We start from the raw sequence: 21,065 nt of genomic DNA, 5'->3' as shown, positions 1-21,065 counted from the left end.
ACCCCATGGCAACCGCAACGAAGGCGACGGCCACCGGTCGAAGCGTCGGTGCCACCCGCGAGATCGAGGGACGCGACAGCGTCGGCCTCTACCTCGACGAGATCGCGCGCAACCCCCTCCTGGACGCTGAGACCGAGGTCGAGCTGTCCAAGACGATCGAGGCCGGCCTGATGGCCGAGGCGCTCCTGAAGGAGGGCCGCGTCGGCCGCAAGAAGGGCGGCGCGCCGATGTCGGCCACCGAGGAGGAGCTCGAGTGGCTCGCCGAGGAGGGTCGCAAGGCGGTCGACACGTTCATCACCGCCAACCTGCGCCTCGTCGTCTCCATCGCGCGCAAGTACGGCCGCGCCCAGATGCCCATGCTCGACCTGATCCAGGAGGGCAACACCGGGCTGATCCGTGCGGTCGAGAAGTTCGACTACACCAAGGGCTACAAGTTCTCGACCTACGCGACGTGGTGGGTGCGCCAGGCGATCACCCGCGGCATCGCCCAGCAGGCCCGGGTCGTCCGGCTCCCCGTGCACGTCGTGGAGGAGCTCAACCAGGTGGGCGGTGCCCGCCGGACCCTGGAGCGCCAGCTGGGCCGCGACCCCGACCCGTCGGAGATCGCCGCGGAGCTGGGCATGGACCTCGACCGGGTCCTCGACCTGATGGCCTGGGGGCGCGAGCACGTCAGCCTCGACTCCCCCGTCGACGAGGACGGCGACACCTCGCTCGGTGACCTGATGGCCCAGCAGACGACGCCAGGGCCCGACCTCAACGTGCTCGACGTCGAGTCGCGGGAGCGGCTCAACACCCTGGTCGAGCACCTCGACGAGCGCGCCGCGGACATCATCCGGTCCCGCTACGGGCTGGTCGACGGGCGTCAGCACAAGCTCGCCGACATCGGCCTCAAGCACGGCATCTCCGCCGAGCGGGTCCGCCAGCTCGAGCGGGAGGCACTGCAGAAGCTGCGCCGGATCGCCGACCCCGACCTGGCGGCCTGACCACCGACTCGACCCACGAGACACGAGACCCCGGCCGGACGGCCGGGGTCTCGTGCTGTCACGTCACCTGGTGAGCTCGGCGTGGACCTCCCGCACCCGGGCCTCGAGATCGGCCAGCGAGCCGGTGTTGTCGATGACGTGCGTCGCGATCGCGAGCCGGTCCTCCCTGCTGGCCTGCGCCGCGATCCGGGACTCGGCCTCCTCGCGGGTCCAGCCGCGGTCGCGGACCATCCGCTCCACCTGCACCTCGACCGGGACATCGACGACGACCACCGCGTCGAAGGTGTCGGCGCGACCGGACTCCGCCAGCAGCGGGATGTCGTGCACGACCAGCGCGCCGGCCGGTGCCGCGGCCTCGAGAGCGGCGTACCGCTCGAAGATGAGCGGGTGGGTGATCGCCTCGAGCCGGTGCCGGGCGGCCTCGTCGGCGAAGACGATCCGCCCCAGCGCCGGTCGGTCGAGGTCGCCCTCGGGGCTCAGCAGCTCCTCGCCGAACTCGGCCACGACCTGCGCCAGCCCCGGTGTGCCGCGGGCCACCACCTCCCGGGCCAGCGCGTCGCCGTCGATGAGGACCGCGCCCAGGTCCACCAACATCGCCGCGACGGTGCTCTTGCCTGAGGCGATGCCACCTGTGAGTCCGACCCGCATGCGCCGACACTAGGCCGTGCCCCGCTCCCTCAGCAGCCGTGGTTGGCCTGGGCGCAGGTGTCGGTCCCCCACTCCAGCGTGAGCTCCTTGCGGACGCCCGACAGCGACACCGTCACCTCGATCGGCGGCTTCGCCGTCTCGTTGCCGCCCCCGTCGTCGTACTCGTAGACCATCCGCCACCACACCCGGCCCTGGTGATCGGTGATCTTCGTCGCCTGCTCGGTATGGCCGTCGGGGAACGTGTAGCGCACGTCGAGCTCCGCGTCGAGCGCCCCGTCGGGCAGCACGCCCGCCGCCAAGCGGATCGTCCGGTAGCCGCCGCCCTCGGTCGGCTGGTAGCGGCTGCTGACGCGGAACGTGGCGACGTCGTCGAGGTCCGGCGCGATCGGGAGCGGCTGGTGGACCGTGGTGCGCCCGCCCCGCTCGTCGCAGACCGAGAAGCGGCCGCCCTTGACCCAGATCGACGTCGTCCCACCCCCCTCCTCGGGGAAGACCACGGCCTGCTCGGCGTCGCGGAGCACATACTCGAGGGCGGTGACGCAAGCGGCACTGCCCGGCGGGGTCGGCGGGGCCGACGGGACCGGGTCGCCGTCGGTCGGCGTGGGCGTGACGCCGTCGTCGGGGCCGGCGGTGCTCTCGGGCGTCGGGGTGGCGGAGGTGCCGGTGGCCGGCCCGACGCCGTCACCGTCATGGCCGCCGCCGAGCAGACCGGTGGCCCAGCCGGTCAGGGCGGCCACCAGCGCGACCGAGGCGGCGGCCGCCGCCGGAACCACCCAGCGGCGGGCCCGGGCCGAGGGCTCCCGGGTCGCAGCGAGCAGCTCGGCACGGATCCGGGCCCGGGCCTGGTCTCCCAGCGGCTGGTCGGGCGGGGGCGTGGCGTCGGTCATCGTGCCTCTCCTTGCGTGAGTCGGGCGCGGGCCCGGGACAGCCGGGAGCGGACGGTGCCGACGGGGACCTCGAGCGCCACCGCCGCCTGCTCGTAGGACAGGCCGGACCAGGCGACCAACGCGAGCACCTCGCGCTCCCGGTCCGGTAGCGCCTGGACCGCGGTGAGGACCTCGCGCATCCGGGCCGTGGAGCCCAGCCGGTCGGTGACCCGCTCGGCGTGGTCGGGCTCGGCTGCGGGCGGCGGCAGCGACGCCAACGCACGGTGCCGCCTCCGGCGCGAGCGGGTGAGGTTGCGGCACACGTTGGTGGCGACCCCGTAGAGCCACGGCAGCACCGACCCGTCGTGCAGCCGCACCCGGTGCCGGTGCCGCCAGACCTCGAGGAAGACCGCCGAGACGGCGTCCTCGGCCTCGGCCCAGTCACCGGTCGCGCGGAAGCAGTGGTTGTAGATCCGGTCCGCGTGCCGGTCGAACAGCTCCGCGAGCGCGTCGGGGTCGTCGCGGTGCAGCCCGTCGACCAGACCCGCCTCGTCCTCGATGGCCACGGCACCTCCAGGTTCCATGCTCCTTCATGTCCGCTCCGACAGAGGAGTTCCCGGGAACAGCTGCGTCGACGTGGCGTGGCCCGGAGCAGGACGTCGGAGGCGCCGACGACCGGGTCTCCCGACGCGCCGCCGGCCGCGCGCGGTCGCCTACGCGGCGTCGTGGTCCGACGTGTGGAGCAGCGTCCGGAGCGCCTCACGCTCCACCAGCACCGGCAGGAAGTCCCGCACCCTGCTGTCGCGGTAGTGGCCGACGACGGCCGCCACCACCTCCTCCACCCGCTCCGGGGAGAGGTCCGGCAGCCTCACCAGCAGGCGCGCGGTCACGCGGGCGACGATCTGGGGTTCCGTCAGCGGCGTCATGCGTCCATTGCACTGGCATCCCCGACCGCACCCCAGGGCCGTTCTGCCCGAACCCGCCCTGGGCGGCTGTCACCTCGGACACATCGACCCGTCCGTGGAGGACGACGGGCCGGTCCCGGCCAGGACGGCCGGTCAGACAGCCGCCGTGAGGGCCTCAGGACGGGCGCAGGCCTCGATCAGGGCGGCGTAGGCGTCGAAGCAGCGCTGGTCGCTGAGCTCCTGACGGTGGTGACTGATCCGCGCGGCGTGCTCCGCTCGTTGCTCGAACGCCGCTGCCCAGGCGTCCGCGACGTCGACGGGGTCCCTGCCGACGACCAGACGGGAGTCGCCCACCAGCTCCGCTGCGTCACCGACGTCGGTGGTCACCGGGACCGCCCCGCAGGCCATGCCCTCGAGCAGGGCCAGGGGCGCGGCCTCCCCGAAGGCACTGGTCAGCACCACCAGGTCGGCCGCGTTGCAGAGCGCCGGCATGTCCTCGCGGATCCCGAGCAGGTGCACCTGCTCGTGCGCCCCGTCCCAGGCACCCAACGTCGCGGCCAGGAGGTCGGTGAGCGCGCGGTTGCCCGCCGACATGCCGGCGCCGCACAGGACCAGGTGCGCAGCGGGGTGGGTCCGGACCAGCTCCGCGGCAGCCCGCAGGAACAACGGCACGTCCTTCATCGGGTCGAAGCGCGCCGAGAGCAGCAGGACCGGCGCCGCGCCGCGCACGCCCAGCTCGCGCCGGCTCGCGGCACGCACGGCCGGGATCGGCCGGAACCGGTCCAGGTCGACACCGTTGGGGATGACCGGCAACCGCTCCAGGGCGATGCCGGTCGCCGCGTGGTACGCCGCCTGGGTGGACCGGGCGCAGCAGACGGCGTGGGTCACGACGCCCTCCCGGACGAGGCCGGCGAGGACCTCCAGGCCGCGGCCCTGCCGCTCGGGGTCCGACCGGTGCAGGCACGCGATGACCGGCCGGCCGCCCGCGCCGGACTCCTCCAGGGCCACGAGCGGCTGCTCCTTCAGGGAGAGCACGACGTCCGTCTCCGCGGTGGCCCGCCGCACCCTGGCCAGGTGAGATCGCCGCATCGGCTCCGCGGCACCCCGAGCGAGCGTGGTCACCGGCACGCCGGCGGACCGGAGCCGGCGGTAGCTGGGGTCGGAGCTCGCCGGCTGGACGGTCGCCTCCCGCACGGAGCGGTCAGTCAGGCCGAGGACCGCGTGCCGCTGGGCGGTCGTCGCGTGCAGGCTGCGGACCATCGACGTGTGCAGGATCCGCGCTCCCCCGCTGAAGAAGCCCTCGTAGAGCGACAGGACGCGCGGGCCGTCGTCGTACGGGACGGGTCGGTCTGCTGCGCCTCCCTGCATCTTCGCGACCGTAGGCCGGGCCGGGGTCGGGGACCGAGCGCCCCGGTGAACGTCTCGACAACCTCCGGTGACGGTGGGCCTCGGCTCAGCCGACGGGCGCCTCGGCCGGCTCCACCCGCTGCGAGCCCGACCTGGTCAGCCACGAGGCCGAGCAGTGCGCGGCGCTGTCGGCCCGGCGCTTGTCCGCGAGGACGTAGTAGTCCATCTGGGCCCGATCCGGTGTCACGTCCAGGACGGAGTAGCCGTGGTCGTCGAAGTTGAGGTGCTTGACGTGCCGGTTGTTGGTCTGGAGGACCGCCTCGAGCACCAGGGTGCTCGTGCGCGGCGGGGTGCCGGTGACGTCGTCGATGTTGTCCGAGGTCACCGAGGTGCACACGAACTCCACGCCGACGCTCCCGCTGAACGGATAGGTCGCGGGGTCCACGGGCAGGTCGTTCGCCCAGGCCGAGTGGATGTCCCCGGTGAGGAAGACCGCGTTGGCGACCCGGTTGTCCACGAGGTGCGCGTACAGCTCGCGGCGGTCCGCGGTGTAGCCGTCCCACTGGTCGAGGTTGAGAGGGGCACCGTCCGACGGGATCTCCCCGGTCACCTCGTTGATCGCCGCGACCGCCTCCTGGGGCAGCTGCGCGAACGACAGAGGCGCGATCATCACCGAGTTGCCGATCAGCTTCCAGCGGGTGTCCCGGCGCAGCAGCGCTCGCTTGAGCCACGCCATCTGCTGGTTGCCGGTGATCGTGCGTCCCGGGTCGTCGGCCTCGGTCTGCAGCTGCGGCAGGGGGAACGGTGCCGGCGTGCTGACCTGCTGGTCGCGGTAGCTGCGCAGGTCGAGCATGTTGATGTCGGCGAGCCGGCCCCACTGCAGACGACGGAAGAGCCGCGTGCCGTCGCCGGTACGGGCGGTGCGGCCCATCCGCACCGGCATCCACTCGTCGTACGCGCGGTGCGCACGGGCCTTGCGCGCCAGGTAGTCCCCCTCCCCGGCGTCGTGGTTCTCCGCGCCGGCAGCCCAGCTGTCGTTGGTCACCTCGTGGTCGTCCCACGTGACGATGAACGGCACCCGGGCGTGCAGGCGCTGGAGGTCCGGGTCGGTCTTGTACTGCGCGTGCCGGCGCCGGTAGTCCGGCAGGGAGACGATCTCGTGGGCGGGGTCGTGCGACCGGACGTCGCCCTCCCCGGGTCCACGCTCGTAGAGGTAGTCACCGAGGTGCAGGACGGCGTCGAGGTCGCGGCGGTCGGCGAGGTGACGGTAGGCGGCGAAGTAGCCGTACTCGAGGTGGGAGCACGAGACGACGCCGAGTCGCAGCCGCCGGACGTCGGCGGTCCTGGGCGGGGCGGTGCGGGTCCGGCCGACCGGGCTGGTGACCCCGCCGACCCGGAACCGGTACCAGTACCAGCGTCCTGGCTGCAGCCGGGTGGCGTCGACCTTGACGGTGTGGTCCCGTCCGGGGCCGGTCACGACCTGGCCGTGGCGCACCACATGGCGGAAGTGCTGGTCGGAGGCCACCTCCCAGCGGACCGACACCCGCGGTCCGCGCCCGGATCCCGGGACTGCTGCCGCGGTCGGGGTCACCCGGGTCCAGAGCACGACCGCGCGGGGCAGCGGGTCACCGGAGGCGACGCCGTGCCGGAACAGCCGCTGCGACTCGCCCCGGGCCGCTCCCGGAGCGGCTCCCGCGTCGGTGGACACCGCCCACGGAGCGAAGGCCGCGGCCCCCGCACCGGCGGCCAGCACGCTGCGGCGCCGGGCGGCCGGGCCGCGCGGGAGGCTCGAGGGACCGGCGACGTCGGGCGGGGTCGTCTGCATGCCCACCCAACGCGAGATCCGCGCGGCGGTGACGGCGCGGACCCGCCGTCCGACAGATGTTCACCGTGGCGTCACCCGGGACGGCCCGCTGCCACGGGCTGTGCTGGACTGGCGCCGTGGACGCCGGGCTGCGCGTGGGCGACCGGGTCGCACTCCTGGTGCCCGGCTCGGAGGCCTACCTCGACGTCGTCCTGGGCCTGCTGGCCGCCGGCGTGGTGCCGATCCCGCTCGACCCGCGACTGACCGAGCACGAGCGGGAGCGGATCCTGGCCGGGCTCGACCCGACGGTCGTGGTCGTCGACGAGGACGCGCTGGCGGCCCTGGCGGCGGCGTACGACTCCCCCGGGCTGCCGCGGGCCCGGCCCATGCACGTCACCAGCGGCACGACCGGTACGCCGAAGGGCGTGTGGAGCGGACTGCTCGGTCCGGACGCCGCCGCGGCCCTGGTCGCCGAGGAGCGCGACCTGTGGGGCTTCGCCGCCGACGACGTCAACCTGGTCCTCAGCCCGATCTACCACTCCGCACCACTGCGGTTCGCGATGGGCACGCGGCTGGCCGGTGGCCGGGTCGTGCTGCCCGGGCCCTTCGACCCCGTCCGGGTGACCACGGCGATCCGCGACGAGCGCCCGACCACGATGTTCTGCGTGCCCACGCACCTGCAGCGGCTGTTCGCCCACTGGGACGAGGCCGGCGTGCCCGACCTGTCCTCGTTCCGGCTGGTGGCGCACGCGGGAGCGCCGTGCCCGGAGCGCGTGAAGCGTCGGCTGGTCGAGCTCTTCCCTGACGGCTCGACCTGGGAGTTCTACGGCTCGACCGAGGGCCAGTTCACCGCCTGCCGCAGCGAGGAGTGGCTCACCCGGCCCGGCACCGTCGGCCGCGCTCGCCCGGGCCGCACCCTGCACGTCGACGACGACGGCACGATCTGGTGCACGGTCCCGCCGCACGCCCGCTTCGAGTACTACGGCGACCCAGACAAGACCGCGGCGGCCTGGCGGGAGCTGCCTGCCGGCCCCGCGTTCACCGTGGGGGACCTCGGCCGCCTCGACGACGACGGCTACCTCTACCTGGAGGGCCGACGCGAGGACCTGCTCATCTCCGGCGGCGTCAACGTCTACCCGCTCGAGGTGGAGCAGGTCCTGGAGCAGCACCCGGGTGTCGCCGACGTGGCCGTCTACGGCGTGCCGGACGACGACTGGGGTCAGCGCGTGTGTGCGGCGTACGTGGGCCCGGCGACCGTGGCGGAGCTGGACGCGTACGTGCGGGAGCGGCTCGCGCCGCCGAAGCGGCCGAAGACCTGGACCCGGCTCGACGCGCTCCCCCGGACCCTCACCGGGAAGGTGCGCCGCAGCGACCTCCCCCAGGACCTACCTCAGAGGTAGCGCATGCTCGGCCAGAGGGCCGGCAGGTCGACGTCGGGGAACCGGGCGGCGACCGCCTCGTAGACCGGGGCGAACCGCGCCACCAGACCACGGACCGTGTCCTCCGCGAGCTCGCCCTCCTTGGGCGACACGTTCACCTGGCGCCCGAAGTCCGGCTGGTGGAAGTCGAGGCCGAGGAAGCCGCAGAGGTCCCGGAGCGTGGCCTCGTCGAACAGCCGCTCGTAGAACCCGAAGAACACCTCGTCCCCGAAGGCGCGGTCCGCGGCCGCGATGGTGAGGTCGTAGCGCGTGCGGCGTTCGTACTGGTCGTCGGGGGCGATCATCCGCAGGCGGCCCTCGACGGCCCCCTCGTCGGTGTTGCCGCTGCGCCGCACGTCCATCCGGACCGCCGACCACGCTCGCTCCACCGGGTCCCGCATGAGGTAGACGGCCACGGGCCGGACGCCCCGCTGCTCGAACGACCGCCGGATCCCGGTCAGCCGGTCGACCGAGAGCCCGGCGTACGACGGGGTGATGTCGGCGGTGAGCCGGATGCCGTCGCGCTCCAGCAGGCCCGCGAAGTAGTCGACGTAGGCGCCCGGGTCAGACAGGAAGCGCGCCCGGTCGCCGCCCTGCTTCTCGATCCGCTCGCGGACCACCCGACCGGAGGGCAGGTCCAGGGCGTCCCACACGTGGTACTCCTTGCGGAACCCGGGGTCGCACTGGGCTGAGGACTCGAGGTAGCGGTGCATCCACGCCGTGCCGGCCTTCTGGGCGCCCAGGCCCAGGAGGAAGGTGCCCGAGGCCGTCGCCCCCGCAGTCATGCACAGAAGGTACGGCGGTACTGCTGGGGGCTCACGCCCCGCACCCGGGTGAAGTGGTGGCGCAGCGTCGCCGCGTTGCCGAAGCCGACCTCGCTGGCGATCCACTCGATCGACCGGTCGGACTGCTCGAGCAGCTCCTCGGCGCGTTGCACCCGCTGGCGGGTCACCCACGAGTGCGGGGTGGCCCCGGTCTCGGCGCGGAACCTGCGGGCGAAGGTGCGCGGCGACATCAGCGACCGCCGGGCCAGGCTCTCGACATCGAGGTCCTCGTGCAGGTGGGCGACGATCCACTCCAGCAGTGGTCCGAGGGTCTCGGCGTCGCAGTCCGGGACCGGCCGGGCGATGAACTGCGCCTGCCCGCCGTCACGATGTGGTGGCACGACGATCCGGCGGGCGACCGCGGCGGCCACGCCGGCGCCGTACTCGTCGCGGAGCAGGTGCAGCGAGGCGTCGATCCCCGCGGCCGCCCCAGCACCGGTCAGCACGTTGCCGTCGTGGCAGTAGAGGACGTCGGGCTTGACCTTCGCCTCCGGGAAGGTGCGCGCCATCAGGTCCGTGAAGCGCCAGTGGGTCGTGCACTCACGGCCGTCGAGGAGCCCGGCGGCACCGAGCTCGAAGGCGGCCGAGCAGTGCGCGTAGATCGTGGCGCCGCGGTCGTGGGCCGCCGTGATCGCTGCCAGGACCCGGTCGTCGTAGGTCGTGAAGGAGTGCTTGGGCGCGATGCAGACGAGGTCCGCGTCCTCGGTGGCCTCGAGGCCGCGGTCGACGTACAGGTCGAAGTCGGAGCGACCGCGCACCCGGCCCGGCTCGGGGGTGCAGATCCGGAAGTCGAACACCGGGGTCCCGTCCTCGGGATGCTCCGGCTCGCCCCACACCTCGACGAGGGACCCCAGGCCGAACGGTTCGGCGTCGTCCTGGACGACTACGGCGACGGTGTTGAGCGGCACGTCGCCATGGTGGCGCATGTCTGGCAGGAAATCAACGAAGGGTGGCATTCCTGCCACTCGTGGCAGGAATGCGTCGAGAGCATGATTACTGCCATGACCGCACTCCTCATCCTCCTCGCCATCGCGGCGGTCCTGGCCGTCCAGACCGTCCGCCTCTACGTCCACGACGGCATGGGCCCGACCCAGCCGCCCCGCTCGCACGCCGACGACCCGATGTTCCGGGCGCCGTCCGCCGGCTGACGTTTCCTGGACGTCAGGGGCGGAGCGACAGCCTGTTGGAGCGCACATCCAGCTCCGCGAGGTCCTTCCCCTTCCGGGGAAGAACGACGATCTGGACCCGCTCCCCCGGGGTCAGGCCCCGGACGGTGACCCGGCGCCGGGTCGTGTCACCGAGCTTCCTCCAGGTCTTGCTCGTCGCCGGACGGCGGACCAGCACGCGATAGCCGTCGGCCCCCGGGGACGACGTCCAGCGCAGCTTGACCCTGCCGTCCCGGACCTCGCCGTGCAGCACCACCGGGATCCGCGGGCCGACGGGAACAGCAGGCAGCGGCCTCGCGGCGGGTGCTCCGATACCGGTCACGGCCAGGGCGTCCGCCACGGCCGCCGCGATCTTGACCTCGCCCCGCGCGTTCGGGTGACTGTTGTCGTAGGTGTCCCGGCGCCGGAAGAAGCCGTCTGCCGTCTCCGCGACGACCACCCGGGACCCGGCCTCGTCGAGGTCCGCCGCGACCTCACGAAGCTGGGCATTGAGGTCGGTCGCACCCGGCAACCACGTCTGGATCAGCTCGCCGAGCACGACGGCCACCTCGGGGTTGACCGAGCGTGCGTGTGCGACGAGCCGCTCGACGTCGGCCCGCACGTGGGCGGGGTCGTGCCCCAGGAACACCAGGTCGTCGATCCCGAGGAGCTCGACCACGGCGTCGACCTGGTAGTCGGCGACGTACTGGGCGATGGGTCGCTCCGGGAACGCCAGGCTCAGCCCCCACCGGGCCGCGTGGTCGCGGTCGAAGGCCGGGTCGGCGTAGGTCTGGTGACCGTAGGTCCGCGAAGACTGGTCCCACAGGTCGTCGTGCGGGCCCACCAGGTCCACCTGGCCCGGTGCCGTCGCGTCGAGGTGCTGCCACAGCCGGTAGCGCCACGTCCAGTCACCCGTCGACCCCTGGGTGCTGGAGTCCCCGACGAGCATCACCCGGGCCGGCTCGGCCGGGGGCACGGTGGCGGGCGCCTGGCCCGGTACGCACACGAGTGCGGCCAGCACCAGGCTGGCCGCACTCGTGGCTGCGGTTCTGCGACCCACCGGGATCAGCGGGTGGTGGTGGTCAGCTCGCGCCGCCGGTGAGCTTCTCGCGGAGCGCCTGCAGCGCCTCGTCGGAGGCGAGCGAGCCGCTCTCGCCGCCACCCTCGCCACCATCACCACCGTCGACATCGGCGGAGTCGCTGGAGTAGGACGTGGCCTCGCTGGCCTCGACCTCGGCCTTGGCGGCCTCCTCCTGCTGCTTGACGTGCGCCTCCCAGCGAGCGTGCGCCTTGGCGTACTGCTCCTCCCAGATCGCACGCTGGTCGTCGAAGCCCTCGAGCCACTCGCCGGTCTCCGGGTCGAAGCCCTCGGGGTAGACGTAGTTGCCCTGGTCGTCGTAGGTCGCGGTCATGCCGTAGAGCGTCGGGTCGAAGTCCTCGACCACGGTCGCCGTGGCGGTCTCGTTGGCCTGCTTGAGCGACAGCGAGATCCGGCGACGCTCGAGGTCGATGTCGATGATCTTGACCATGACGTCGTCGTTGACCTGGACGACCTGCTCGGGGATCTCCACGTGGCGCTCGGCCAGCTCGGAGATGTGCACCAGGCCCTCGATGCCCTCCTCGACCCGCACGAACGAGCCGAACGGGACCAGCTTGGTGACCTTGCCCGGCACGATCTGGCCGATCTGGTGGGTCCGGGCGAAGTGCTGCCACGGGTCCTCCTGGGTCGCCTTCAGCGACAGCGAGACACGCTCGCGGTCCATGTCGACGTCGAGCACCTCGACGGTGACCTCGTCACCGACGGTGACCACCTCGGAGGGGTGGTCGATGTGCTTCCACGACAGCTCCGAGACGTGCACCAGGCCGTCGACGCCGCCGAGGTCCACGAACGCACCGAAGTTGACGATCGAGGACACGACACCCTTGCGGATCTGGCCCTTCTGCAGCTGGGTGAGGAACCCGTGGCGGACCTCGGACTGGGTCTGCTCGAGCCAGGCCCGGCGCGACAGGACCACGTTGTTGCGGTTCTTGTCGAGCTCGATGATCTTGGCCTCGAGGACCTGGCCGACGTAGGGCTGCAGGTCGCGCACGCGACGCATCTCCACGAGCGAGGCGGGCAGGAAGCCGCGCAGGCCGATGTCGATGATGAGGCCGCCCTTGACGACCTCGATGACGGTGCCCTCGACGACGCCGTCCTCCTCCTTGACCTGCTCGATGGTGCCCCAGGCGCGCTCGTACTGGGCGCGCTTCTTGGACAGGATCAGGCGGCCTTCCTTGTCCTCCTTCTGGAGGACGAGGGCCTCGACCTGGTCACCGACGGAGACGACCTCGGAGGGGTCGACGTCGTGCTTGATCGACAGCTCGCGGGAGGGGATGACGCCCTCGGTCTTGTAGCCGATGTCGAGCAGGACCTCGTCGCGGTCCACCTTGACGATGGTGCCCTCGACGATGTCGCCGTCGTTGAAGTACTTGATGGTCAGGTCGATCGCGGCGAGGAAGTCTTCCTCGGAGCCGATGTCGTTGACGGCCACCTGGGGCGCGTCGAAGTCCTGCAGGGTGCTCGGGTGGAGAGTGGATGTCATAAGGGGATGTGATCCTCGGGTGGGCAGATGTCGTGCGGGCGCGTGCGAGGTCCGTTTCACTATCGAGAGTGGAGCGCCACCGGATGGGCGACATCTTCAAGGGATCAATAGCGAGCGAGAGTCCACTCCGTCCGGGACGCAGGCAGACGTCTCACGCAGTCGCCAAGCGTACGCCGCCGCACGGCGCGCGGTCCAACCCGCGACCTGACCCACGCCCGCTCACCGGACGTTCACCTCGTCGTCCCTCGCCCGAGGCGGGGCCGACGCCGACGGCCGCCAGCCTCCCGGCATGCGCTTCTCCTCTCGGATCCCCCTCGCCGTCGCCTCCTCCGCCCTGGTGGCGGTCGTCGCGACCTCCCTCGTCACAGCGCCTTCTCTCGGGGCCGCGGCACCGTCACCCGACCGCGGCGACCAGCGCGGCAAGGTCGTCGTCCCGACCCTGACCGCCCGCGCCACCCTGTCCGCCGACCACCTCGAGACGGGGCCGCCGTCGGGCGCCCAGGCCACCCCGGCGAACGGACGCACCGGCCCCTTCGCCGGCCAGGTGATCCCGGGCTTCTCCGCCGTGGTCGAGGGCGAGAACGGCCGGCTGTGGGCGATGCCCGACAACGGCTTCGGCACCAAGACCAACTCCACCGACTTCCTGCTGCGGATCTACAAGGTCAAGCCGGACTGGGAGACCGCGGACGGCGGCCCGGGCCGCCTGGAGGTGCGCGGCTTCGTGTCGCTTTCGGACCCCGACGGCAAGGTGCCGTTCCCGATCGTCAACGGCGCGACGCCGGAGCGGCTCCTCACCGGGGGCGACTTCGACATCGAGTCGCTCGTCCGCGCGCCCGACGGGACGTTCTGGGTCGGCGAGGAGTTCGGGCCGTTCCTGCTGCACGTGAGCGCGAGCGGCAAGGTCCTGGAGGCGCCGTACGGGTTCCCCGACGGCAAGTCCCCGCAGCATCCCGAGCTCGGGTCCGAGACCCCGCGGATCCCGGCCAGCCGCGGCTTCGAGGCGCTCGCCGCGTCACCCGACGGCTCGCGCCTCTACCCGGTCGTGGAGGGGGCGCTCACCGACGACACCGACAAGCGGCGGCGCTGGATCTACGAGTTCGACACCCGCGCCGGCGCCTACACGGGGAAGCGGTGGGCCTACCAGGTCGACGACGCGGCCAACGTGGTCGGTGACGCCTTCACCGTCCGCAAGGGCCGGATGCTCGTCCTGGAGCGGGACAACTACGACGGCGAGGCGGCCGTCACCAAGCGCGTCTACGAGGTCGACCTTCGCCGCGCCGAACCGGACGGCTACCTCGAGAAGACGCTGACGCTCGATCTGCTCAAGATCGCCAACCCCGACGACATCGGGCTGGCGTCGTCCCCGGGCGCCTACGGGGTCTCGGACCCCTTCTCCTTCCCCATGGTCTCCGTCGAGACGGTCGTGCGCCTGCGGGACGGGCGGCTGCTCCTCGCGAACGACAACAACTACCCGGGCGACGACGCCCGGGTGCCGGGCACGCCGGACGACACCGAGATGATCGTGGTCGACCTGCTCAAGCAGCAGGCGCCCGCTAGGCATCGGGCCCTGGTCATCGGCCACCGCGGGTTCAGCGGCGCCCGCCCCGAGCACACCCTCGCTGCCTACGAGCGGGCGATCCTCGCCTGCGCCGACTACATCGAGCCCGACCTCGTCTCCACCAAGGACGGGGTGCTGGTCGCCCGTCACGAGAACGAGATCAGCGGCACGACCGACGTGTCGACCCGGCCGGAGTTCGCGGCCCGCAGGACCACGAAGACGATCGACGGGGTCCCACTGACCGGATGGTTCACCGAGGACTTCACCCTGGCCGAGCTCAAGACCCTGCGCGCGGTCGAGCGGATCCCCGGCGTGCGTCCGCGCAACGCGACGTTCAACGGGCTCTACGCCGTGCCCACGCTCGACGAGGTGCTGGACCTGGCGCGCCGGTCGAGGACCTGCACCGGGGACGAGGTCGGGGTCTACCCCGAGACCAAGCACCCGACCTACTTCGACGGGATCGGATTGTCGCTGGAGGAGCCGTTGCTCGGCACGCTGGACGCGAACGGCTACGAGGCCGGCGACCCGGTCTTCATCCAGAGCTTCGAGACCGGCAACCTGCGCCAGCTCGACCGGCGCACCGACTTCCCGCTGGTGCAGCTCACCGGGTGCTCCGGGCGTCCCTACGACCTGGTGGTCGCCGGCGACCCGCGGACCTACCAGGACCTGGTGACCCGAGCCGGCTTGAAGCAGGTCGCCAGGTACGCCGACGGGCTCGGTGCCTGCAAGGACCAGCTGATCCCCCGGGATGCCTCCGGCCGGCTGCTGACGCCCACGCCCGTGATCCGGGACGCCCACGACGCGGGGCTCGTCGTCCACCCGTACACGTTCCGCGTGGAGAACCAGTTCCTGCCCGCGCAGTTCCGCAGCAATGCTGACCCGAACGCGCCGGGCGACCTCGCCGGCGAGCTCAGGGCCTTCCTCCGGGCGGGCATCGACGGCTTCTTCACCGACAACCCCGACGTGGGCGCACGGGCGGTCACCCGGTAGCCGCCGCGTCCCTCCTCCGGGCGATCGTGCGCAGCAGCCGGTCGGCGCGCTCGGCCACAGGGTTGGCCGAGCGACGGGTCGCAAGCTCGACCAGGGCGAACAGGTCGGCCGACCGGGCCAGCGCCAGCGCGTCGTCCGGGGGAACGCCGCGGCGCCCGGCGTAGGCCTCCAGCACGGCCGAGGTGAGCACGGGGTCGCGGTCGAAGCGGAGCAGGTTGCCCAGGTCGGTGAAGGGGTGACCCGCGTGGGCGTACTCCCAGTCGACCACCGCGGTGAGCCCCAGCGTCTCGGGATCGACCAGCAGGTTCTTGGGGTTGAGGTCGCTGTGCACGAGGCAGGTCCGTGGCACGGTGTCGAGGAGCGTCTGGGCCTCGACCGCGACCTCGCGCAGTCCCTCCAGCTCGTCGACCGATAAGTGGGCCAGCCGCGGCTCCTGCTCGGCGACGTAGGCCGGCAGGTCGAGGTCCCAGGGGACGACGGTCAGGTCGGCGTCGACGAACATGCCGGGGCGCACCATGGGCATGCCGCCGAGGTCGGCCAGCAGACCACCCAGCACCGCACCGATCGTGCGCAGCCCCTCGGGTCCGAGCGTGGGCAGCAGCTCGTCGCCGCGGACCCCCGGGACGTACGACGTGACCAGCACGCCCGGACGGTCCTCGGTCGCCGAGGACGGGCGCACCTCGAGCACCTCGGGGACGGGCACCAGGCCACGCACCAGGCGCAGCACCGCCGCGTCGATCTCGGCCCCCACGCCCGATCGCTCGTCCGGCGGGTAGACCCGCACGACGGACCGCTCCCCCGCGACCTCGGCCAGGAACGTCCGCCCCGACCAACCACCCGTCAGGGGCACCAGCTCGGAGACGTCCACACGGCGATGCTGCCAGGCCGGTGACCGGTACGGTTCCGCCCATGCCCCTCGCGTCATCGGCCACCTCGGGGACAGCGACACCACCCATCGCACCAGCCCCGGGGCCGCGGCGAAGGAGGACGGAGCCACGCGCCGCGGTCGTCCGAACGCCCTCGACGGCGTTCCGGATCGGCTGGCTCACGATCCTGATCGTGACGACCGGGCTCCACCTGTTCACGAAGTCGCAGTGGTCCTTCTACCAGGACGACCTGCTCTTCACCGCCGAGGTCCCGACCACGGGGCTGCTGGACTTCATGTTCCGTCCGATCGCGAGCCACTGGGCACCGGGCACCCTCGGCCTCATCTGGGTCGTCACGACGCTCGACCCGATGTCCTACGCGTGGGCCACTGCGACCACCACCGTGCTCGCAGCCGGCACGGTGCTGGTGTGGGGCCTGTTGCTGCGTGAGATCTTCGGCGAAAGGCTCCACCTCCTGGCTGGGGTGGTGCTGCTCGCAGTCACCCCGGGGCTCCTCATGGACAGCCTGTGGTGGAGCCGTGGCCTGGGTGTCTACACGACCCTCCTCATCATGGGCCTCTGCCTGTGGTTCCTGGCCAAGATGCTCGTGCGCGGCCCGTCCGTGCTCGACGCGGTGGGTCTCGCCGTCAGCTATGCCTTCGGCTTGTTCATGTGGGAGAAGTCGCTCGTCGTCACCATCCCTCTCCTCTTCCTCTGCCTGCTGCTGGGACCGTCGGACCTGCGTGGTGCGGTCCGCCGGTGCGTGCGCTTGCTGTGGCCGGTCACGGTCCTGACGATCGTCTACATCCCCCTCTTCCTGTACGCCGTCCGAGACGCGCCGGAGGTGCACCCCGACGAACCTGTCCAGAGGTCTGTCGGCGCGGCGTTCTCGTTCCTCGCCCACGGGATCGTCGACCTCGCTCTGCCGACCATGGTCGGCGGGCCATTCACGGAGCCGACCGGTGTCTCCGGCTACTTCCCCGACGCCAGCGGGTCCCTGGCCCTCGGGTTGTTCTCGGCGACCGTGCTGCTGGTGATCCTGGCGCTGCGCTTCCGTCGCCGCGGGTGGCTTGCCATCGCCATGGTCGTGACCCATGCCCTCATCGCCTGGGGCCTGGTCTTCTTCACGAACCGCTTCGAGTTCGTGGGGGACCTCGCAATCCGCTCCCCGCACTACAGCGCCGACCTGGTCCCCGTGATGGTGCTCGCTGCCCTCTTCCTGGTCACTCGCACCGTGCTCGACGAGGAGGTGCCCGTCCGGACACCCGTGCGCCCAGAGACCTTGTCCTGGCTCCGGCGGGGGTTGACGGGCTACCTGGCGTTGGTGTGCGTCGTCGTCCCCGTCACGACCGGGCGGGTGTGGGACGACCTCAAGCCCGAGTCCCCCAAGCCCTACTTCGACACCCTGTTCGCCGAGGCACGCGACCTCGGGACGGTCGACGTCTACGACAGCCGGGTCCCCAAGGAGATCGTCAACCCCGCCCTGCTAGACGCCGGCAGCAAGATCTCGGCTGTGCTCCGGCCGCTCGACCTGCCGCTCAGGTACAACCAGCCCGCTGAGCAGTACGCGATGGTGGACGAGTCCGGCCACTTCCGCACGGCCGCGGTGGTCGGCGGGCACACCAACGCGGGACCAGGACCCGACGGCGAGTGCGGCTACGCCGTCAACGCCGGCGAGGTGACCAGGATCCCACTGACAGGTGACCTGTTCGCCTTGGAGTGGGCGATGGAGATCACCTACTTCACCGGCAGCGACGCCCGGATCGCCGTGCGCACCGACGACGACCGGGTCGAGCTCGACCTCCCGACCAACGAAGCCGGAGATGTCGGCCGGCGCCAGCTCGTCATCGCCAGCGAAGTGACCTCGCTCGAGATCGAAGGTCTCAGCGGGGAGAACACGGTGTGCGTCGCCGCCGTGAGGATCGGGCTCATCGAACCGACCGACGAGGTCCCCGACCAGCTGAAGGACGACGAGGACTAGGGCGTGGCGTGACGCCCCAGCGTCGCGCCGAAGATGGCCGAGCCCGGGGTGAACCTGCCCCGCAGACCGGACCAGCCGCCCCACACCCGCTCGTGCCCCTCGGGCCACTCGGGCTCCAGCAGGTCGGTGATGACGAACCCGGCTCCCGCCAGCACCCCGACCCAGTCGCCGAGCGTGCGGTGGTGCTCGACGTAGGCCACCCGTCCGGTCTCGTCGTCGACCTCGACGTAGGGGGTGCGGTCCCAGTAGGACTGGGTCGCGGTGAGACCGCCCTCCCCCGGGTCGTCGGGAAACGACCACCGGGTCGGATGGGTGATCGAGAACGCGAACCGACCTCCGGGCCGGAGCACGCGCGCCACCTCGGCGACCGCCACGTCGACGTCCTTGACGAACTGCAGCGCACCGAAGGACGAGAAGACGACGTCGAACGACTCAGCAGGGAACGGCAGCGAAGTGGCCGTGCCGAGGACGGAGGGGACCACCACCCCGGTCGTGTCGTCGATGCGCCGGCTGTGCTGAAGCTGGCGCAGCGACAGGTCCAGCCCGTAGCCGCGCCCGCCCTGGGACCTGACCCACCGCGAGCACTGGCCCGCCCCGGAGCCGACCTCGAGCACGTCGCGACCCGCCAGCGCCCCCAGGATGCCCGCCTCCTCCTCGGTCAGTCCCTCGGGACCCCAGACGAACCCCACGTCGCCGAGGAACTCCCCGTGCGTGGCCTGGTACTCGTCGGCGTACCGGTCCCAGTCCGGGCCGTTGGCCGCCCGGGACTCCCCTTCGGAGACCGGCCGCCGCTCGACCCGCACCCGTTGCGGCTCGTGGTCCATCAGGCACGCCCCGCAGCAGGACGGCGCCGCCCGGGGAGCGAGAGCGCAGGTCGGCGACGACGGGACAGCGACCCCGCGCGGCGCCGGACCTGGACCAGCAGCGACCTCGGGTCGTAGAAGGCCCGCACCTGGCGCCACAGGGGGTGCCGCTTCGCCAGGGCCCGCCGGGCTCGCTCGGCCTCGCGCCCGTAGTCGGTCGCGTCCGCGACGCCAGGCGGACCGATCGCGAAGATCAGGTCGTCGGCCCGGCCGGCCAGGTCCTCGGGCACGCCGAGCGCCGTCGCCTGCGCCTGGCGGGTTGCCCCTTCTGGCACGGGCACCCGCAGGTCCACACCGAGGTCGACCAGCTCGCGCCAGGCGCCCACCACCCGCGCTGACGGCCGCCGCCGACGCCGACGAACCAGCCGGCGGGCCACCTTGAGGCCGGGGACGACCTGGCTGAGCAGGGCGACCAGGAGGAGGCCCAGGGGCTTGCCGCTGACCGGCAGCACCGAATCCTCGCCGCTCTGCTCGCCCTCGTCCAGGTCCGCGTCGTCGTCGGGGAGCGGCACCTGCTCGGGCGAGTCGGGGTTGTCCGTGTCGTCCTGCGGGAGCTGGTCCTGCACGAAGTCCGCGAGCGACTGCGGCGGCTCGTCGTCCCGGCTCGGCCTCTTGTTGGACATGAAGGTCGAGGTCGGCAGGATCCGCCAGCTCCCGTCTCGGACCCGCAGCTCCACCCACGCCAGGACGTCGCGGCCCTGGACCTTGCCGTCCTTGGGCGTGAACGTCCCGACCACGACCCGGGCCGGCACCCTGAGCCGGTTGGCGGCGAGCGCCATGAAGGCGGCGTACTGCTCGTCGTTGCCGACGATCCGGTCCGCGCCGATGAACTGCGCGGCGAGGCGGTTGATGTTGTGGCCCGGAGGCACGTTGAGCGCGCCGGTGCCGTCGCTGTAGCGGCCGTTCTTCTGGAGGTAGCGCGCCAGCAGGAGCACCTGCGTGAGCGGGTCCCGGCCACTGCGGACGTACGGCTGGAGGAACTCGTCGAGCCGCTGGCCCGCGGGCTGGAGCGGCTCGTCGACCGGGTAGGCCTCGGAGTTCTTGGCGAGCTTGGTCGTGGGCAGCGTCGCGGTGAACGTGTAGTCGTCGTCGGGCCCGAGTCCGCCGGTCACCATCGCGCTGCCGGTCGCCGGGTTGTAGCGCACGTCCTCGCGCTGGGCGCGACCGTCGGCGAAGTCGAACTCGATGCTCGTCAGCTGCCCTGCCAACGGCAGCCAGGCCCCGGTGTAGGCCGCGCGCATCTCGACATTCACCTCGACGTCCTCACCGGGGAGCGAGGCCGCCACCTCGCTCCCGATCCGCTGGAACAGGTCGTCCTCGGCGTCGGGCACGGTGCGGTTGTCCGCACGCCAGGCGGTGCCGTCGTACTCGTCCAGGGTGACGAAGCGCATCGGGGACCGCTCCTCCAGTCCGGACACGACGAACAGGGTCTTGGCGAAGACGTTGTCGGGCGACCCGTCGTTCTGCGCGGTGTAGCGCCGGAACGCCGACAGGGGGTTGTCGAGCTGGTCGATGTCGGCCCCGCTCCCGATCCGGCCGCGCAGGACGGTGCGATCCCCGTCCAGCGAGTCGACCGGCACCAGCTGGGTGACCACCGTGACCGCCACACCGATGACGAGGCCGGCGGCCACGCCCCGGGTGAACCGTCCCCTCCCCGCGTGCCTGATCTCGGCGCCGCGAGCCGCCGGGTCGCCGGCGCGCCACGAGGCCCACCAGTAGGCCAGCGCCGCGAAGGCGGCGCCGACCACCAGGGTCCGCTCGCCCGACCGCAGGGGACCGAGCAGGATGACGGCCGCCTCGGCCATGAGCAGCGGCAGCACCGGCGCCAAGGTGCGCCGGGTGCGGAAGGCCAGCCACACCGACGCACCCGCGCCCAGGAAGCCGAGCGCGTACGGCAGGACCATGACCGAGCCGACGGGGTCCAGCGGCGGGATCGTGGTGAGCAGCTCCTCGGTCCCGGTCAGGGTCGCGGTCAGGACCTCGAGCAGCTCGTCGCCCGTGGGCACCCTGCCCTCTGCGAACGGCCGGAACGCCGTGACCGCGCCGACCGGCACGTACGCCGCCGCGGCGGCCAGCAGGAAGATGTCGGTCCGCGGCCCCCGGGCCGCGGTGACCGCCATGGCGATCAGCACGACCACCCCGGCCCCGGTCAGCCCGGTGGCGAGGTACTCACGACCGGAGAAGGTCTCGTCGAAGCCGAAGAGCACCAGCCCGGTCAGCACCAGGACGCACACCGCGTCGACCAGCCGTTGCTGGCCGGTGCGCACCTGGGGTGCGGTCGTCAT

At 72.3% G+C, this 21,065-nt stretch carries 18 protein-coding genes; 5 read left to right on the top strand and 13 right to left on the bottom strand.

Annotation, left to right across the window (positions count from 1 at the left end):
* The first annotated feature begins 5 nt into the window (after nt 1-5).
* Nucleotides 6-983 carry a sigma-70 family RNA polymerase sigma factor gene (locus JHD21_RS01315; protein ID WP_292671017.1) on the top strand — a complete coding sequence of 326 codons (978 nt, stop codon included), beginning with the start codon at nt 6-8 and terminating at the stop codon, nt 981-983.
* A gap of 63 nt (nt 984-1,046) precedes the next feature.
* On the opposite strand, the gene coaE is transcribed toward JHD21_RS01315, so the two are convergent.
* The 6 genes from coaE to JHD21_RS01285 all read right to left on the bottom strand — a co-directional run bounded on the left by coaE (nt 1,047) and on the right by JHD21_RS01285 (nt 6,574).
* Nucleotides 1,047-1,631 (bottom strand): dephospho-CoA kinase, encoded by a 585-nt coding sequence (gene coaE / locus JHD21_RS01310; protein ID WP_292671015.1) that lies wholly within the window; start codon nt 1,629-1,631, stop codon nt 1,047-1,049.
* Nucleotides 1,632-1,660: 29 nt separating this feature from the next.
* The gene (locus JHD21_RS01305; RefSeq protein WP_292671013.1) at nt 1,661-2,518 is read right to left on the bottom strand and encodes a hypothetical protein; all 858 of its coding nucleotides are present in this window, start codon (nt 2,516-2,518) and stop codon (nt 1,661-1,663) included.
* Complete coding sequence (locus tag JHD21_RS01300) at nt 2,515-3,063, bottom strand: RNA polymerase sigma factor (protein WP_292671011.1); 549 nt, start codon at nt 3,061-3,063, stop codon at nt 2,515-2,517. The genes JHD21_RS01305 and JHD21_RS01300 overlap by 4 nt, the downstream gene beginning before the upstream one ends.
* A gap of 147 nt (nt 3,064-3,210) precedes the next feature.
* Nucleotides 3,211-3,423: a three-helix bundle dimerization domain-containing protein gene (locus JHD21_RS01295; RefSeq protein WP_292671009.1), complete on the bottom strand. Its 213-nt coding sequence runs from the start codon at nt 3,421-3,423 to the stop codon at nt 3,211-3,213.
* Between the two features lie 132 nt (nt 3,424-3,555).
* Nucleotides 3,556-4,770 (bottom strand): glycosyltransferase, encoded by a 1,215-nt coding sequence (locus JHD21_RS01290; protein ID WP_292671008.1) that lies wholly within the window; start codon nt 4,768-4,770, stop codon nt 3,556-3,558.
* Nucleotides 4,771-4,855: 85 nt separating this feature from the next.
* Nucleotides 4,856-6,574, bottom strand: coding sequence for an alkaline phosphatase D family protein (locus tag JHD21_RS01285; RefSeq protein WP_292671006.1), 1,719 nt, complete (start codon nt 6,572-6,574; stop codon nt 4,856-4,858).
* 116 nt (nt 6,575-6,690) lie between these two features.
* On the opposite strand from JHD21_RS01285, the gene JHD21_RS01280 reads away from it, so the two are divergent.
* Nucleotides 6,691-7,953, top strand: coding sequence for an AMP-binding protein (locus JHD21_RS01280; protein WP_292671004.1), 1,263 nt, complete (start codon nt 6,691-6,693; stop codon nt 7,951-7,953).
* Here the strand turns inward: JHD21_RS01280 and JHD21_RS01275 are convergent.
* Complete coding sequence (locus tag JHD21_RS01275) at nt 7,944-8,756, bottom strand: hypothetical protein (RefSeq protein ID WP_292671002.1); 813 nt, start codon at nt 8,754-8,756, stop codon at nt 7,944-7,946. The genes JHD21_RS01280 and JHD21_RS01275 overlap by 10 nt on opposite strands.
* The gene (locus JHD21_RS01270) at nt 8,753-9,721 is read right to left on the bottom strand and encodes a helix-turn-helix domain-containing protein (protein WP_292671000.1); all 969 of its coding nucleotides are present in this window, start codon (nt 9,719-9,721) and stop codon (nt 8,753-8,755) included. Before JHD21_RS01270 ends, JHD21_RS01275 begins: the two co-directional genes overlap by 4 nt.
* A gap of 75 nt (nt 9,722-9,796) precedes the next feature.
* Between JHD21_RS01270 and JHD21_RS01265 the strand changes: the two genes are divergently transcribed.
* The gene (locus tag JHD21_RS01265; RefSeq protein ID WP_292670998.1) at nt 9,797-9,943 is read left to right on the top strand and encodes a hypothetical protein; all 147 of its coding nucleotides are present in this window, start codon (nt 9,797-9,799) and stop codon (nt 9,941-9,943) included.
* 13 nt (nt 9,944-9,956) lie between these two features.
* On the opposite strand, the gene JHD21_RS01260 is transcribed toward JHD21_RS01265, so the two are convergent.
* Together JHD21_RS01260 and rpsA are read right to left on the bottom strand one after the other, a co-directional pair.
* Nucleotides 9,957-11,000, bottom strand: a complete 1,044-nt coding sequence (locus JHD21_RS01260; protein ID WP_292670996.1) for a GDSL-type esterase/lipase family protein — start codon at nt 10,998-11,000, stop codon at nt 9,957-9,959.
* Between the two features lie 22 nt (nt 11,001-11,022).
* Nucleotides 11,023-12,522: a 30S ribosomal protein S1 gene (gene rpsA / locus JHD21_RS01255; protein WP_292670994.1), complete on the bottom strand. Its 1,500-nt coding sequence runs from the start codon at nt 12,520-12,522 to the stop codon at nt 11,023-11,025.
* A gap of 289 nt (nt 12,523-12,811) precedes the next feature.
* Between rpsA and JHD21_RS21870 the strand changes: the two genes are divergently transcribed.
* A complete protein-coding gene (locus JHD21_RS21870; protein ID WP_365695300.1) occupies nt 12,812-15,070 on the top strand; it encodes an esterase-like activity of phytase family protein in 2,259 nt (752 codons plus the stop codon).
* Here JHD21_RS21870 and JHD21_RS01240 read toward each other — a convergent pair.
* On the bottom strand, nt 15,060-15,938 hold the full coding sequence (locus tag JHD21_RS01240; RefSeq protein ID WP_292670992.1) for a phosphotransferase: 879 nt from the start codon (nt 15,936-15,938) through the stop codon (nt 15,060-15,062). The genes JHD21_RS21870 and JHD21_RS01240 overlap by 11 nt on opposite strands.
* Before the next feature lie 191 nt (nt 15,939-16,129).
* On the opposite strand from JHD21_RS01240, the gene JHD21_RS01235 reads away from it, so the two are divergent.
* Nucleotides 16,130-17,917 carry a hypothetical protein gene (locus tag JHD21_RS01235; RefSeq protein ID WP_292670990.1) on the top strand — a complete coding sequence of 596 codons (1,788 nt, stop codon included), beginning with the start codon at nt 16,130-16,132 and terminating at the stop codon, nt 17,915-17,917.
* Here JHD21_RS01235 and JHD21_RS01230 read toward each other — a convergent pair.
* Nucleotides 17,914-18,741 (bottom strand): class I SAM-dependent methyltransferase, encoded by an 828-nt coding sequence (locus tag JHD21_RS01230; RefSeq protein WP_292670989.1) that lies wholly within the window; start codon nt 18,739-18,741, stop codon nt 17,914-17,916. The genes JHD21_RS01235 and JHD21_RS01230 overlap by 4 nt on opposite strands.
* Nucleotides 18,741-21,065, bottom strand: a complete 2,325-nt coding sequence (locus tag JHD21_RS01225) for a transglutaminase domain-containing protein (RefSeq protein ID WP_292670988.1) — start codon at nt 21,063-21,065, stop codon at nt 18,741-18,743. Before JHD21_RS01225 ends, JHD21_RS01230 begins: the two co-directional genes overlap by 1 nt.

The sequence above is a fragment of the Nocardioides sp. genome, from assembly GCF_016462705.1.
Taxonomy (GTDB): domain Bacteria; phylum Actinomycetota; class Actinomycetes; order Propionibacteriales; family Nocardioidaceae; genus Nocardioides.
This window is presented reverse-complemented; position numbering and strand designations above follow the sequence as displayed.

What these genes read in the sequence shown, in the direction of transcription:
- JHD21_RS01290 (WP_292671008.1), bottom strand. Translation starts at nt 4,770, where the DNA reads ATGCAGGGAGGCGCAGCAGACCGACCCGTCCCGTACGACGACGGCCCG.
- coaE (WP_292671015.1), bottom strand. Translation starts at nt 1,631, where the DNA reads ATGCGGGTCGGACTCACAGGTGGCATCGCCTCAGGCAAGAGCACCGTC.
- JHD21_RS01315 (WP_292671017.1), top strand. Translation starts at nt 6, where the DNA reads ATGGCAACCGCAACGAAGGCGACGGCCACCGGTCGAAGCGTCGGTGCC.
- JHD21_RS01225 (WP_292670988.1), bottom strand. Translation starts at nt 21,065, where the DNA reads ATGACGACCGCACCCCAGGTGCGCACCGGCCAGCAACGGCTGGTCGAC.
- JHD21_RS01295 (WP_292671009.1), bottom strand. Translation starts at nt 3,423, where the DNA reads ATGACGCCGCTGACGGAACCCCAGATCGTCGCCCGCGTGACCGCGCGC.
- JHD21_RS01230 (WP_292670989.1), bottom strand. Translation starts at nt 18,741, where the DNA reads ATGGACCACGAGCCGCAACGGGTGCGGGTCGAGCGGCGGCCGGTCTCC.
- JHD21_RS01305 (WP_292671013.1), bottom strand. Translation starts at nt 2,518, where the DNA reads ATGACCGACGCCACGCCCCCGCCCGACCAGCCGCTGGGAGACCAGGCC.
- JHD21_RS01275 (WP_292671002.1), bottom strand. Translation starts at nt 8,756, where the DNA reads ATGACTGCGGGGGCGACGGCCTCGGGCACCTTCCTCCTGGGCCTGGGC.
- JHD21_RS01285 (WP_292671006.1), bottom strand. Translation starts at nt 6,574, where the DNA reads ATGCAGACGACCCCGCCCGACGTCGCCGGTCCCTCGAGCCTCCCGCGC.
- JHD21_RS01265 (WP_292670998.1), top strand. Translation starts at nt 9,797, where the DNA reads ATGACCGCACTCCTCATCCTCCTCGCCATCGCGGCGGTCCTGGCCGTC.
- rpsA (WP_292670994.1), bottom strand. Translation starts at nt 12,522, where the DNA reads ATGACATCCACTCTCCACCCGAGCACCCTGCAGGACTTCGACGCGCCC.
- JHD21_RS01270 (WP_292671000.1), bottom strand. Translation starts at nt 9,721, where the DNA reads ATGCGCCACCATGGCGACGTGCCGCTCAACACCGTCGCCGTAGTCGTC.
- JHD21_RS21870 (WP_365695300.1), top strand. Translation starts at nt 12,812, where the DNA reads ATGCGCTTCTCCTCTCGGATCCCCCTCGCCGTCGCCTCCTCCGCCCTG.